A 12,924-nucleotide genomic window follows, 5' to 3' on the forward strand; every position below is an offset into this window, starting at 1 on the left:
AACGAGGCGGGGATAGTGATTTGAGATGAATTAATTGGGTTTCTAATAATTTCCAAAAATGTTTCGCCTGTCACACAAAACAACAAAGCCTTACATTTCGAGCGATGAATATACGTTCAATGGCGCAGGCCGGTTTCCCTTCCATGTCATTTTTCTGACACGTTTATTCTTTACGTTGTTGGCTTCACTAACTGGATGCTAACAATATGAAAAGAAAAATTATTCCTGTGCTAATCGGCTGTGCGCTCTCTTTCTCTGGCCTGGCGGCGCAGCCCACTGCTGAGCGCTATGTCGTCAGCTTCCCTGAAGGCTCCCACGTGAGCTACAGCGGCGCGTTTGCCAGCGCGTTTCCAAACGGACTCCCTGTGGGAATCGGCTCCGGCCTGCTGTTTACGGGCAAGCAGGGCGACGCCCTGACCTTTGCGACCGTGACCGATCGCGGTCCAAACGCCGATGCGCCAAAAATGGGTAAAAGCGAAGCCAAAATATTTGTCACGCCGGATTTCGCGCCGCTGCTGATGACCATCCGCGTCCAGAACGGCAAAGCGGAGGCGGTTGATGCCCGCCCGCTGCATGACGATAAAGGCGAGATTAACGGTCTGCCGCTGCAAAGCGGCGTGATTGGTTCCACCAATGAAGTGGCGTTCAGCGATACCTTAAAGACGCTCAAGGGTGACAACCGTGGCCTGGACACAGAAGGCATCACCCCGGACGGAAAAGGCGGCTACTGGCTGTGCGACGAATATGGTCCGTTCCTGATTAACGTCGACAGCAAAGGGAAGATCTTGGCGATCCACGGGCCGCAGGCCGAGGAAGGGGAGAAATCCATCGCGGGCGGCCTGCCAAACATCATCAAATGGCGCCAGCCGAACCGGGGCTTTGAAGGCCTGACCCGGATGCCGGACGGACGCATTATCGCCGCCGTGCAGAGCACGCTGGACATCGACGGTAAGAGCAAAAAGCAGGCGCTGTTTACGCGTCTGGTGAGCTTCGATCCGGCAACCGGCAAAACCGCAATGTACGGTTACCCCATCGACAGCGCGGCCTACGACAAAAACAGCGACGCCAAAATCGGCGATATCGTGGCGCTTGATGACCAGCACATCCTGCTGATTGAGCAGGGAAGCGATAAAAACGACGGAATGCGTAACCTGATTTACAAGGTGGATCTCAGCAAGGCGAGCGATCTTTCCGCCTTTGACAAGCCGGGCGAGTACCCTGAGTTTGATGATGAGAAAACCCTGGCGCAGCGCGGCATTATCCTTGCGGCAAAAACGCAGGTCGTCGATCTGCGCGCGTTGGGCTGGCAGCAGGAGAAGGCCGAAGGGCTGGCGCTGATCGACAGCAAAACGCTTGCGGTGGCGAACGATAACGACTTTGGCGTAAAGGTAGCGATGCAAAATCCGGTCGAGGGCAAGAAGCTCAAGGATTACCGGGTAAATGCGGAAGGCAAGCTGACGCTGGATGATAAACCGGTTGAAACCACGCTCAGCGTGAAGCCGCTGAAGAAGCCGGAGTCCGACAGCGAGCTGTGGATTGTGACGCTTCCGGAGGCGGTGAAATAATACCAGGGCTTACCCTTCACCCTAGCCCTCTCCCCATAGGGGAGAGGGGATGTTCGGTGCGGTTATTTCTTCAGCCCCGCAAACGCCGCCCGAATTTCTTCCTCCGGCAGTTGTATGCCGATAAACACCATCACGCTGTGCGGCGCTTCATCGCCCCACGGTCGGTCCCAGTCGGCGCTGTACAGGCGCTGCACGCCCTGGAACAGCAGGCGGTTGGGCTCGCCGTCAATCCACAGCATTCCTTTGTAGCGCAGCAGCTTGTCGGCAAACGACAGCAGCAGGTTCTCCATCACGCGGGAGACCTCGCTGATATCCAACGGATAATCCAGCTCCACCACAATCGACGCCACGTCGTTTTGCTTATCTCCCATAAAGTGGAAGCGCGGTTTCGCGGTGACGTTCTCCTCCAGCATAAAGCCGTTGGTGTTGAACAGCTGGGACAGGTCGATATCGCCGTGCGTCACCGTGTAAATCGGCGCGCGGGAGTTAATGCAGGTCAGGCGCTCGCGCAGTTTTTCGCTTCCGCCTGCCACGTCGGTTTTGGTCAGCAGGATGCGGTCGGCGTAGCCCACCTGAGACTGGGCGATGGTGAACTGGTTCATCTGCTCGTCGGCGTGGACCGCATCAACCAGGGCAATCACGCCGTCCAGCATATAGCGCTGACAAAGGATCTCATGGGAGAAAAAGGTCTGAATAATCGGGCCGGGATCGGCCATGCCGGTGCACTCGATCACCAGGCGGTCAAAGTCGATTTCCCCGCGATCGCGGCTGTCGAGCAGGTCCAGCAGGGCATCTTCTAATTCGTTAGAGCGGGTGCAGCAGATGCAGCCGTTGGTCAGGGTTTTGATCTGCGTGGCGCGATCGCCAATCAGCTGGTCGTCTACGGAGGCTTCGCCAAATTCGTTTTCGATGACGGCGATTTTGAAGCCGTGCTGCTCGTTCAGAATGTGGCGCAGCAGGGTGGTTTTACCGGCGCCGAGGAAACCGGTCAGCAGGGTAACGGCAATCGGGGTCATGGTCTCTCCTTTAGCAGCAGCGGACGCCGCCTTCTCCACTTCCGCCGTAGCGCGCTTCCTGACGCTCGCGGAAGAATTCGGTGTAGGTCATGTACGGCTTATCCGGATGGTTGGTCTTCATATGCTCAACGTAGTTGTCATAGTCCGGAATGCCAATCAGCATTTTCGCCGCCTGACCGAGGTATTTTTTTGCTTCGCCTAAGTTACCAAACATAACGGGTCCTGATAAGAAAAAGCCCGGTGGCGCGCAGCGATCCGGGCCTGGAGTGACATGCTGGATTAATGGTGTGAAGAAGTCTTCACGCCGCCTTCAGGCACCGGCACGTAAGGGGTTTCTTTGTCCGTACGGCCGTCGGCGTTACGCACTTTCAGCCAGGTTTTGATGCCATAGAAGATGATGCTGTACACCACCACCAGGAACAGAATGCTCAGACCCGCGTTGGTGTAGTTGTTCACCACGATATGGTTCATGTTGGCAATCTGCTGCGCGGTCAGATCCGCGCCGCCTGCGGCAATCTTCTCTTTGTACTGGTTAGCCATGAAGAAGAAGCCTTCCAGCTGCGGGTTGGCGCTGAACAGCTTCAGGCCAAGCGCCCAGGTGGTGCAGAGCAGCAGCCACAGCGCAGGGACCACGGTGACCCAGATGTATTTGGTGCGTTTCATCTTCACGAGGACAACGGTACCGAGCACCAGAGCTACAGCCGCCAGCATCTGGTTAGAGATACCGAACAGCGGCCACAGGCTCTTCACGCCGCCGAGCGGGTCGACAACGCCCTGATACAGCAGGTAGCCCCACAGGCCGACGCAGCCCGCCGTACCCAGAATGCCCGCTACCAGAGAGTCGGTTTTCTTCAGGAACGGCACGAAGTTACCCAGCAGATCCTGCAGCATGAAGCGGCCCGCACGGGTACCGGCGTCCAGCGCGGTGAGGATGAACAGCGCTTCGAACAGAATACCGAAGTGGTACCAGAAGCCCATGTCTGCCCACGGCAGCACTTTGTGGAACACGTGTGCGATACCGACAGCCAGCGTCGGTGCGCCACCGGCGCGGTTCAGCACGGACGGTTCGCCGATGTCCTTCGCGGTCTGCATGATCTGCTCAGGCGAAATCACGAAGCCCCAGGAGCTGACGGTCGCCGCCGCGTGTGCGCTGGCGTCTTTCAGCTGCGCCATAATTAGCGCCGCGTTGTCGCCGCCCATCTCGTGCAGGTTCGGCATGGTAATACCGAGACCCGCCGGAGGGGTGTTCATTGCAAAGTACAGACCCGGTTCGATGATGGACGCGGCAACCAGCGCCATGATCGCCACGAAGGACTCCATCAGCATGGCACCGTAGCCGATCAGGCGTGCGTCTTTCTCGTTTGCCAGCAGCTTAGGCGTGGTACCGGAGGAGATCAGGGCGTGGAAGCCGGAGACCGCACCGCAGGCGATGGTGATGAACAGGAACGGGAACAGGGCGCCTTTCCACAGCGGACCGGTACCGTCGATGTACTGGGTCACCGCCGGCATTTTCAGTTCAGGGTTGATGATCACAATCCCGATTGCCAGCCCGACGATCACGCCGATTTTCAGGAAGGTCGCCAGGTAGTCGCGCGGGGCCAGAATCAGCCAGACCGGCAGCAGCGCGGAGATAAACGCATAGCCAATCAGCGCGAAGGTGATGGTGGTGTCCTTGAAGGTCAGCGCCGGGCCCCAGTAAGGGTCGTGCGCGATGACGCCGCCGAAGTAGATCGAGGCCACCAGCAGCACGATACCAATTACCGACACCTCACCTACGCGTCCCGGTCTCAGGAAGCGCATGTAGATACCCATGAACAGCGCAATCGGCACGGTTGAGCAGACGGTGAAGACGCCCCACGGACTTTCGGCCAGGGCTTTCACCACGATCAGGGCCAGCACCGCGAGGATGATGATCATGATCAGGAAGCAGCCGAACAGGGCGATAGTCCCCGGCACGCGGCCCATCTCCTCTTTGACCATCTCACCCAGAGAGGCGCCGTTACGGCGAGAAGAGATAAACAGCACCATAAAGTCCTGCACCGCACCGGCCAGCACCACGCCCGCCAGCAGCCAGAGCGTACCCGGCAGGTAGCCCATCTGCGCGGCCAGTACCGGGCCGACCAGCGGGCCTGCCCCGGCGATAGCGGCAAAGTGGTGACCAAACAGCACGTAGCGGTTGGTTGGCACGTAGTTCAGGCCGTCATTGTTAATGACCGCCGGCGTGGCGCGCGTCGGGTCGAGCTTCATGACCTTCTGCGCGATGTATAAGCTGTAGTAGCGATAAGCCACAAGATAGACGGAAACGGACGCGACCACGATCCACAGGGCGCTTACGTGTTCGCCCCGGCGTAATGCGACAACCGCCAGACAAAAAGCGCCGAGGATCCCGAGTAAGGCCCAGGGCACGTGCTTCAGTAGTTTTTTAGTATCCATAGTAAGACCTGGTTTTTTATGTAAAGAAAAAAGGGTCAGGGTTCGTTGTGAGGAGGTATTGATTAATGCTGGAGCGATCGTGCCAGATCAACGCGCGCGTAAAGGACGGTAAATGAATGAGTGGTTGAAAGTGCCGGGTGAGCGGTCAAAGGCGGCGACGAGCGGTTTCGGCTCGCCGCCAGTGGGCGAAATTATGTGATTGAGATCACTTGATTATTCGGGTTGCGTTCCACTGCCAGATAGTTCTCCAGCGTTCTGATGAGCTTCTCCTTCAGCCAGCTCGGTTCCAGTATCTGAATATGGGGGAGCCAGTAGAACAGCAGCGGCAGGATCTGGTTCTCGTGGGCCGCCTGGCAGCGCAGCGTGACGCCGCCCTGTTGCTCCTCCAGCAGCTCCTGTTCCGGCAGAAGATCGCGGCGCAGGAAGTAATGTGAAATATTATCTTTAATAAATATTTTCACTGCGAAAGTATCTTCAGATACCCAAGGGTCGAGGCTTTTCTCCAGCAGCTCAAGGACATTTTCTTCAGGGGTGAAGGTCGTTTTCTGAATATCAAACCAGCTAATCTGGCTCAAGGAGAAGGATTTCAGGCGGCTATTTTCGGTGGCTTGTAAATACCATATATTTTTTTTGTTAATGAGTTTATAGGGATTAATCAGACGGGTTTTACCCTTATAAACGATCTGACAAACATTATGGTTTTTAATCGATTTCTCGATTTTCGTTAAATGACGGCGAATATCACGCTCTACCGTGTGTTCTGCTTCATTGCCAAGAATAAGAATATGGTTTTCGTCAACGCGCGTTTCAAGCTTCTGCCAGAATTCCGTATTTCTTTCAGGGAAAAAGCTGTCAGCATTCAGGAAGTTAGCAAGGGTGTGATGTAAGCCTTGTCCGCCGGGCGATTGTGCAGAATGGATCAGCCGATATAGCCCGTTACCGAAATGTTCAACAATGGGAGAGAGGGCATTTAAATCCCGGTAGACGGTACGCTCGGTAATTTTAAATTTCTCCATTAGCGCACTGCGGTTTACCACACCGTTTAAATGTAGCTCAACCAGAATATCGACCAGACGTTCAGCCGAGCGGCTACGCGTCGTTTTAGCCATAAGGTCATCCTGTATATTTAGGTATGCGCTGAATGATGCGGATGCACTGACAGATAGTGTCAGTATTCAGTCACAGAAAATTTCTCTTATGGCTATATAACGGCGTGATTTAGGGGAAACCTTAGGAGTTTTTGTAGAAAGCGGCGCTGGCCGGAAAAAAAGGCCAGCGCGAGGGGGCATCACAAGGCGGCTTCTGCCTCCAGCATGACCGGGTGGAAACGGCGCCTGAAGTAGATCAGGCCGTGTCCCGCGTCACTCAGGATAATGTTTTTAACTTCAACAAGGTAGACAAGATGCGTGCCGATGGTTTGCACCTGGCTAATCTCACCTTCAAGGCTGGCGAGCGCACCCTTGAGCACAGGCTGCGCCAGCGGCCCTTTCTGCCAGCAGGAGAGTGCAAAGCGCTCTTCCATCGTCATACCGGTCATCCCGGCGAAATGGCGAGCCATGATCTCCTGCTCGTGGTTCAGCACGTTAACGCACAGCCTACCGTTGCCCTGGAAAACCGGGTTCATGGCGCTGTTGGCGTTGATGCACACCATCACCGACGGCGGGGTGTCTGTGACCGAACAGACGGCGGTGGCGGTAATGCCGCAGCGGCCCGCCTCACCCTCGGTGGTGACCACGTTTACCGCCGCCGACAGGCTACTCATTGCGTCGCGAAAACGCAGGCGTTGTTCATCTGAATGCATTGCAACCTCCCGCTGCGCTATTTCAGCAGCTTGTCGAGCATGTTGATATCGCTGTTGTTGTGCAGGTGCGGTACGGTCCAGCCGTGCTGGTCGTATTCGGACATGCAGCGGTCGACCATCGCCATCATCTTGTCCATGTTGCCGGAGCTCTGCGCCTGGCGCAGACACTGCAGGCGAATTTCATCCTGGCTGCCGGAGTAGTTAATTTCGTACAGCTCGTGACGACCGCCGAACTCGCTGCCGATGGCGTCCCACATCAGTTTCAAAATCTTGATGCGTTCGACGTGATCCATGCCGTTGGAGCCGCGCACGTATTTCGCCAGATACTGGTCGATCTGCGGATTGTTCAGATCCCGGGCGCTGGACGGCAGGTAAATCAGGCCGGACGTCACGTTACGCTCGATGATGTTCTTGATTTTGGCGTAGGCCATCGGCGCCATCACGCGGTAGGTTTGCAGCGCGGCATGATCCGGCAGATACGCGCCGTTGACCCACGGCGTGGCTTCGGAACACATGGAGTCGCTCAGCGCCCAGAACATGTTGCGCCAGGCCACCACTTCGCCGAGATCTGCCTGCACGCCGCGGAACTCCAGGGTACCGGTGCACTCCAGGGATTTCTTCAGCAGGGCGGTGATGAAGTCGAGTTTTACCGCCAGACGCACGCAGGCCTGCAGCGGGTACATGCGGGCGAAACCGCCTTCCATCGTCCAGCGACGGCAGCGGTCGAAATCGCGGTAGATCAGCACGTTTTCCCACGGGATCAGCACGTGATCCATCACCAGGATCGCGTCGTTCTCGTCAAAGCGGCTGGAGAGCGGGTAGTCGTAAGGGGAGCCGGTCGCGCCTGCCACCATCTCGTAAGAGGCGCGGGAGATCAGCTTCACGCCCTCGGCATCCATCGGCGCGACGAACATCAGCGCGAAGTCCGGGTTTTCGCCCATCACCTGCGCGGAGCCGAAGCCGATCATGTTGTAGTGGGTCAGCGCCGAGTTGGTGGCTACCACTTTCGCGCCGCTGACGATAATCCCGGCGTCGGTCTCTTTCTCCAGCTTGATGTAAACGTCTTTCACCTCGTCCGCCGGCTTGTGGCGGTCGATCGGCGGGTTAACGATGGCGTGGTTGAAGTACAGGCCGGTTTCCTGAATGCGGGTGTACCAGTTCCGGGCGTTCTGTTCGAACTGGCCGTAGAAGGCCGGGTTGGCACCGAGCGCGCAGCCGAAAGCGGCTTTGTAGTCCGGCGTGCGGCCCATCCAGCCGTAGCTCAGTCGCGACCACTCGGCGATGGCATCGCGCTGCTGGCGCAGGTCGTCGGCGCTTTTCGCCACGCGGAAGAACTTGTGGGTATAGCCGCCGCTGCCGGTGTCGGTGCCCCAGCACAGCGTGTCCTGCATGTCCGGCTTGTGCAGCGCGTCGTACATCTGTGCGATGGAGGCTGCCGCATTGCGAAACGCCGGATGGGTAGTGACGTCTTTGACGCGCTCGCCGTAGATATAAATCTCACGACCGTCCTGCAGGCTTTTTAAATACTCTTCACCGGTTAACGGGCGTTTGGCGTCTGCGCGGAACTCTTCAGGCTTCATAGGGACCTCGTATCGGAATAGTGTTGTTAAATTTATGTTTTGTTTTTGTTGTTTAATTGAAGCCTGAGAGGGGCGTAACGTGAAGGGACGATTGGGACAACGACGGGTACTTTTCGGGTGGGATGTGGTTTTGTGATCTGTGCGGCTTTTCGGCGGGTGGCGCTACGCTTACCCGCCCTACGAACCGTGATGCGTTCAGGAAACCGGTACTTTCTGCGCCCGATACGCGCTGGGCGAGCATCCCACTAAGCGGTTAAAAAAGCGGGCGAAATAGGCCGGATCTTTGAACCCCAGCTGCCAGGCAATCTCGCTGACGGTGCTGTCGGAGAAGAGCAGCAGGCGCCTGGCCTCCCGCAGCTGGCGGTCGAAGATCAGCCGTTTTGGCGGGCGGTTGGCGAAGCGGCGGCAGATATCGGTCAGGCGGGATTCGGTCAGGTGCAGCTCGCTGGCGTATTCCGGCACCGTCCAGTGCTGGTGGTAGTGGGTGTCGATCAGCTGGGTAAAGCGCTGGAACAGCTTCAGCTCGCCGCGCATGCCGCCTGAGGCGTGGTCGTCGAGCTTCGCGTTGCGCAGCAGCAAGGTAAATACCGCCTGCGCCAGCAGGACCAGGGTATGCTCGCGCCCGGGCAGCTGCTCCGTGGATTCCCGGGCAATCAGCTGCCAGTAGTGCTTCAGCGCCGCCAGCTCGTCCGGCCTGTCGGCCAGCGAGAGGCAGATCCCCGGCAGGCCAAACGCCTCCCGCGTGCCGGGGTAGAGCACCTCCAGCAGCGGCCAGATCAGATCCTCACGGACCGTCAGCACGTGACCGTCGCTGTCGGATTCGGTGATAAACGCGTGCGGTACCGACGGCGGCGTGAGGACGAACAGCGGGGCCTGCACCGAATAGCGGTGATCGTCGAGCTGGAGCTCAATTTGCCCGGTATCGAGAAAGTGCATCTGAAAGTACTGGTCGTGACGATGCGCCTGCATGTCGCGGCCAAAAAAGGCCGCCATGCGGGCAAACGACTGGTAGTGCACATCGTCGGTGCCCAGACTTTCGTCGTACTCCTTGCTGATATCGATGTTGGTAATGGGGCTCTGGCACATAACGGCTTCCTAGTGGATCTTCTGCGCCGCGATGCCCGGCTCGCGTTCAAGGCTTTCGCGCTGCGTCATCGGGATGCGCGTCAGCACCAGCGCGCCGACCACCAGCAGCCCGGCCACAAACCACAGCCCCGAGCTGAAGCTGCCGGTCGCGTCGCGCAGGATCCCGATCAGCAGCGGGCTGACGGCGGAACCGACGTTGCCGATGGCGTTGATCACCGCCAGCGCCACCGCGCGGGACTGCAGGCTAATAACCCGATCCGGCGTGGTCCAGAATATCGCCATGGCGGTAAACGATCCGGTTGAGGCCATGATGATGCCAAGCAGCTGGATCAGGCTGTGATCCGTCGCGGAGGCCAGCATCCATCCCGCCGCGGCGAACAGGTACGGCAGGATGGTGTGCTTTTTTCGCTCTTTCAGCCTGTCGGAGCGGCGGCTCCACCAGATCATCCCGAGGATGGTGCAAAACTGCGGGATCGCCGCCAGCAGGCCAATGACGATATTGCTGCTTCCCGTGTTGAAGCTCTGCAGGATCTGCGGCGTCCAGATGTTGATCGCACTCAGCGTATTGGTCAGGCAGAAGTAGGCCAGCGTGTAGAGCAGCACGGCGGGCGTGAGCACCTCGCGCAGCGTGGAACGCGGCGTGACGGATTGGGCAATCGCGACCTCCTGCTCGCGGGCGATCATCGTTTTCAGCGCCTGCTTTTCGTCCTCATCCAGCCAGGTGGCCTGGTCCGGCGTGTCGTTGAGGTAAAACCAGGTCACCACGCCGAGCACCACCGATGGCAGCCCCTCCAGCAGGAACAGCCACTGCCAGCCCTTGAGGTTCCACAGCCCGTCCATCGCCAGAATGTACCCGGAGAGGATCGAGCCGAGCATCATGGTGACCGGCATGGCAATCATAAACAGCGCGTTGGCGCGGGCGCGGTGATAGGCCGGGAACCACCAGGTGAGATAGACCAGAATACCCGGCAGGAAACCGGCTTCGGCAATGCCCACCAGCATGCGCAGTACGTAGAGGGTTTCGGGGCTGGTGGCGAACATGGTGCAGGTAGAGGCAACTCCCCACACCACCATGATCCCGGCGATCCAGCGGCGTGCGCCGATCTTCGCCAGCATGATGTTGCTCGGGATGCCGCACAGCACGTAGGTGACGTAAAACAGCGTCGCGGCCAGGCCAAACATGGTTGACGTGAGGCCCAGATCTTTACCCATCGTCAGCCCGGCGAAGCCGATGTTGATGCGATCGAGGAACGAGAAGACAAACAGGATAAAGAGAAAGACGATCAGGCGTCGGAACAGCTTGTTAATGGCGCGATGTTCAACAGCTTTATTATCATGGGTTTGCAGGGTAGAGGTCGTCATGGTGCGCTCCAGATCTTACGTTTAGTAGACGGATTTATTGTTATCAACTGCTGTGGTGACGTTGGTAAAGCGGGCCGCCAGCGCTTCTGCGCCGCGGGCGAGCAGGGTGGTATCCACGCCAACCGCCACAAACAATGCGCCGAGGCCGAGATAGCGTTTCGCCAGCGGTTCATTCGCCATCAGGATGCCGGGGGCTTTACCGGCAGCGCGTATCTGTGCGATCGCCTGCTCGATGGCGGCCTGCACCTCCGGGTGCTGCGGATTGCCGGCAAAGCCCATGTCTGCGCTAAGATCCGCCGGGCCGATAAACACGCCGTCGACGCCTTCCACGTCCAGGATTTGCGGCAGGTTTTTCAGTGCCTCGCGGGTTTCAATCTGCACCAGCACGCACATGGCGTCGTTGGCCTGCTGCAGATAATCCGGGATTCGGTTCCAGCGCGAGGCGCGCGCCAGTGCGCTGCCCACCCCGCGAATGCCCGCAGGCGGGTAGCGGGTGGCACGTACCGCCAGCCGCGCTTCGTCGGCGTTTTGCACCATCGGCACCAGCAGGGTCTGCGCACCCACGTCAAGCAGCTGTTTGATCTGCACCGGGTCGTTCCACGACGGGCGGACCACCGGCTGGCTGGGATAAGGGGCGATAGCCTGCAGCTGGGTTAAGACGGTCTGCACGCTGTTCGGCGCGTGCTCGCCGTCGATCAGCAGCCAGTCGAAGCCTGCTCCGGCCAGCAGCTCGGCGCTGTAGCTACTGGTCAGCCCCAGCCATAGCCCAATTTGCGGACGGCCTGCTTTCAGCGCCGCTTTAAATGCGTTTTGCATCGTGCTCTCCTAGACAAAGCGGCAGCTGATGGAGCCCATGCTGCCGTAGTCGACGTGGAAGGTATCGCCCCTGCTGGCGGGCACCGGGCGGGTAAACGAGCCGCCGAGAACGATCTGGCCAGGCTCAAGCTGCACGTCGTACGGCGCAAGCTTGTTGGCCAGCCACGCCACGCCGTTGGCCGGGTGGTTCAGGACGCCTGCGGCCACGCCGGTCTCTTCGATCACGCCGTTGCGGTAGAGCAGGGCGGAGATCCAGCGCAGGTCCAGCTCGTCGGGCTTAATCGGACGGCCGCCGAGGATGACGCCCGCGTTGGCGGCGTTATCGGAGATGGTGTCGAACACCTTGCGCGGGCGCTGGGTCTCCGGGTCGACGTTGTGGCAGCGGGCGTCGATCAGCTCCAGCGCGGGGATGACGTAATCCGTGGCGTTGTAGACGTCGAAGATCGTGCAGTTCGGGCCGCGCAGCGGTTTTGCCAGCACGAAGGCCAGCTCCACTTCAATGCGCGGGACGATGAAGCGATCGACGGGAATGTCGCTGCCGTCGTGGAAGAACATGTCGTCCAGCAGCGCGCCGTAGTCCGGCTCGCTAATCTGCGAGCTGGCCTGCATCGCTTTGGAGGTGAGACCGATCTTGTGGCCCTTCAGCACGCGGCCTTCGGCAATCTTCAGGCTGACCCATTCGCGCTGGACGGCGTAGGCGTCTTCAATTGTGATCTCCGGATAGTCCAGCGAGATCGCGCGGATCTGCTCCCGGGACAGTTCCGCCTGATGCAGACGATGGGCGATCAGGGTATGGGTATGTTTGTCGAGCATGGCGATATCCTGTCTTATGTTTGTTTTCTCCCTCTCCCCAAAGGGGCGAGGGGACTGGCCGTGCCGGTATTACTTAAACAACGCGTGCACGTTGTTCTGTTTGTAATTAAGCGTCGGGTGCAGTTCGTCGAGCTCAAACGACAGCGCCAGGTAGCGGCTCGCCATCAGCTCCGCGAAGTGCGCTTTGATAAGCCCAAACAGCATCTCCCCCACGGCTTCCCGGCTCTCCAGGCTGCGCCCGGCGCCGATCTTCAGCGTCATATGGACAAAGGCGTAATCGTGCCTGCCGTCAGCCATCTGCCAGGTGTCCAGCCAGTGGGCGCGGCTGCGGATACCGCCGAGCGGGAAGATGCCCGTGGCGGCCAGCGCCTCGTTCACTTTGGCGAACAGCCCCGGCAGGTCGGCCTGCTCGCGGATGTTGTCGGTACATTCAGCAATAAAGTGCGGCATGG

12 protein-coding genes are annotated in these 12,924 nt (G+C 58.9%); 1 reads left to right on the forward strand and 11 read right to left on the reverse strand.

The features are described 5' to 3' along the window. The first annotated feature begins 206 nt into the window (after positions 1-206). The gene (locus tag ELK40_RS03560) at positions 207-1,565 is read left to right on the forward strand and encodes an esterase-like activity of phytase family protein (RefSeq protein WP_127729497.1); all 1,359 of its coding nucleotides are present in this window, start codon (positions 207-209) and stop codon (positions 1,563-1,565) included. Positions 1,566-1,627: 62 nt separating this feature from the next. Here the strand turns inward: ELK40_RS03560 and yjiA are convergent, their stop codons facing one another. From yjiA to ELK40_RS03615, 11 genes are all read right to left on the reverse strand, one after another. After that, positions 1,628-2,581: a GTPase gene (gene yjiA, locus ELK40_RS03565; protein ID WP_127729499.1), complete on the reverse strand. Its 954-nt coding sequence runs from the start codon at positions 2,579-2,581 to the stop codon at positions 1,628-1,630. 10 nt (positions 2,582-2,591) lie between these two features. Then, positions 2,592-2,795 carry a YbdD/YjiX family protein gene (locus tag ELK40_RS03570; protein WP_003856610.1) on the reverse strand — a complete coding sequence of 68 codons (204 nt, stop codon included), beginning with the start codon at positions 2,793-2,795 and terminating at the stop codon, positions 2,592-2,594. A 65-nt stretch (positions 2,796-2,860) separates the two neighbouring features. Then, positions 2,861-5,014, reverse strand: coding sequence for a carbon starvation CstA family protein (locus tag ELK40_RS03575; RefSeq protein ID WP_111964124.1), 2,154 nt, complete (start codon positions 5,012-5,014; stop codon positions 2,861-2,863). A 191-nt stretch (positions 5,015-5,205) separates the two neighbouring features. Next, entirely contained in the window at positions 5,206-6,123 is a 918-nt protein-coding gene (locus ELK40_RS03580) for a WYL domain-containing protein (protein WP_115876541.1), read from the reverse strand. Positions 6,124-6,302: 179 nt separating this feature from the next. Continuing rightward, on the reverse strand, positions 6,303-6,815 hold the full coding sequence (locus ELK40_RS03585; RefSeq protein ID WP_111964122.1) for a 4-hydroxyphenylacetate 3-monooxygenase reductase subunit: 513 nt from the start codon (positions 6,813-6,815) through the stop codon (positions 6,303-6,305). Between the two features lie 17 nt (positions 6,816-6,832). After that, entirely contained in the window at positions 6,833-8,395 is a 1,563-nt protein-coding gene (gene hpaB, locus ELK40_RS03590; protein ID WP_008501307.1) for a 4-hydroxyphenylacetate 3-monooxygenase, oxygenase component, read from the reverse strand. A 195-nt stretch (positions 8,396-8,590) separates the two neighbouring features. Further along, positions 8,591-9,481 carry a 4-hydroxyphenylacetate catabolism regulatory protein HpaA gene (gene hpaA / locus ELK40_RS03595; RefSeq protein WP_127729501.1) on the reverse strand — a complete coding sequence of 297 codons (891 nt, stop codon included), beginning with the start codon at positions 9,479-9,481 and terminating at the stop codon, positions 8,591-8,593. 9 nt (positions 9,482-9,490) lie between these two features. Then, a complete protein-coding gene (hpaX, locus tag ELK40_RS03600; protein WP_127729503.1) occupies positions 9,491-10,843 on the reverse strand; it encodes a 4-hydroxyphenylacetate permease in 1,353 nt (450 codons plus the stop codon). A 21-nt stretch (positions 10,844-10,864) separates the two neighbouring features. Further along, positions 10,865-11,659 (reverse strand): 4-hydroxy-2-oxoheptanedioate aldolase, encoded by a 795-nt coding sequence (hpaI, locus tag ELK40_RS03605; protein ID WP_127729505.1) that lies wholly within the window; start codon positions 11,657-11,659, stop codon positions 10,865-10,867. A 9-nt stretch (positions 11,660-11,668) separates the two neighbouring features. Beyond that, on the reverse strand, positions 11,669-12,472 hold the full coding sequence (gene hpaH / locus ELK40_RS03610; protein WP_127729510.1) for a 2-oxo-hept-4-ene-1,7-dioate hydratase: 804 nt from the start codon (positions 12,470-12,472) through the stop codon (positions 11,669-11,671). A 69-nt stretch (positions 12,473-12,541) separates the two neighbouring features. Further along, the gene (locus ELK40_RS03615; RefSeq protein ID WP_127729512.1) at positions 12,542-12,922 is read right to left on the reverse strand and encodes a 5-carboxymethyl-2-hydroxymuconate Delta-isomerase; all 381 of its coding nucleotides are present in this window, start codon (positions 12,920-12,922) and stop codon (positions 12,542-12,544) included. Positions 12,923-12,924: the final 2 nt, after the last annotated feature.

Source organism: Enterobacter sp. N18-03635 (genome assembly GCF_004006055.1).
In the GTDB taxonomy this organism is placed as follows: domain Bacteria; phylum Pseudomonadota; class Gammaproteobacteria; order Enterobacterales; family Enterobacteriaceae; genus Enterobacter; species Enterobacter vonholyi.

Bases quoted from the DNA above. Each gene is read 5' to 3' on its own strand.
- ELK40_RS03560 (WP_127729497.1), top strand. From the start codon at position 207: ATGAAAAGAAAAATTATTCCTGTGCTAATCGGCTGTGCGCTCTCTTTC.
- yjiA (WP_127729499.1), bottom strand. From the start codon at position 2,581: ATGACCCCGATTGCCGTTACCCTGCTGACCGGTTTCCTCGGCGCCGGT.
- ELK40_RS03570 (WP_003856610.1), bottom strand. From the start codon at position 2,795: ATGTTTGGTAACTTAGGCGAAGCAAAAAAATACCTCGGTCAGGCGGCG.
- ELK40_RS03575 (WP_111964124.1), bottom strand. From the start codon at position 5,014: ATGGATACTAAAAAACTACTGAAGCACGTGCCCTGGGCCTTACTCGGG.
- ELK40_RS03580 (WP_115876541.1), bottom strand. From the start codon at position 6,123: ATGGCTAAAACGACGCGTAGCCGCTCGGCTGAACGTCTGGTCGATATT.
- ELK40_RS03585 (WP_111964122.1), bottom strand. From the start codon at position 6,815: ATGCATTCAGATGAACAACGCCTGCGTTTTCGCGACGCAATGAGTAGC.
- hpaB (WP_008501307.1), bottom strand. From the start codon at position 8,395: ATGAAGCCTGAAGAGTTCCGCGCAGACGCCAAACGCCCGTTAACCGGT.
- hpaA (WP_127729501.1), bottom strand. From the start codon at position 9,481: ATGTGCCAGAGCCCCATTACCAACATCGATATCAGCAAGGAGTACGAC.
- hpaX (WP_127729503.1), bottom strand. From the start codon at position 10,843: ATGACGACCTCTACCCTGCAAACCCATGATAATAAAGCTGTTGAACAT.
- hpaI (WP_127729505.1), bottom strand. From the start codon at position 11,659: ATGCAAAACGCATTTAAAGCGGCGCTGAAAGCAGGCCGTCCGCAAATT.
- hpaH (WP_127729510.1), bottom strand. From the start codon at position 12,472: ATGCTCGACAAACATACCCATACCCTGATCGCCCATCGTCTGCATCAG.
- ELK40_RS03615 (WP_127729512.1), bottom strand. From the start codon at position 12,922: ATGCCGCACTTTATTGCTGAATGTACCGACAACATCCGCGAGCAGGCC.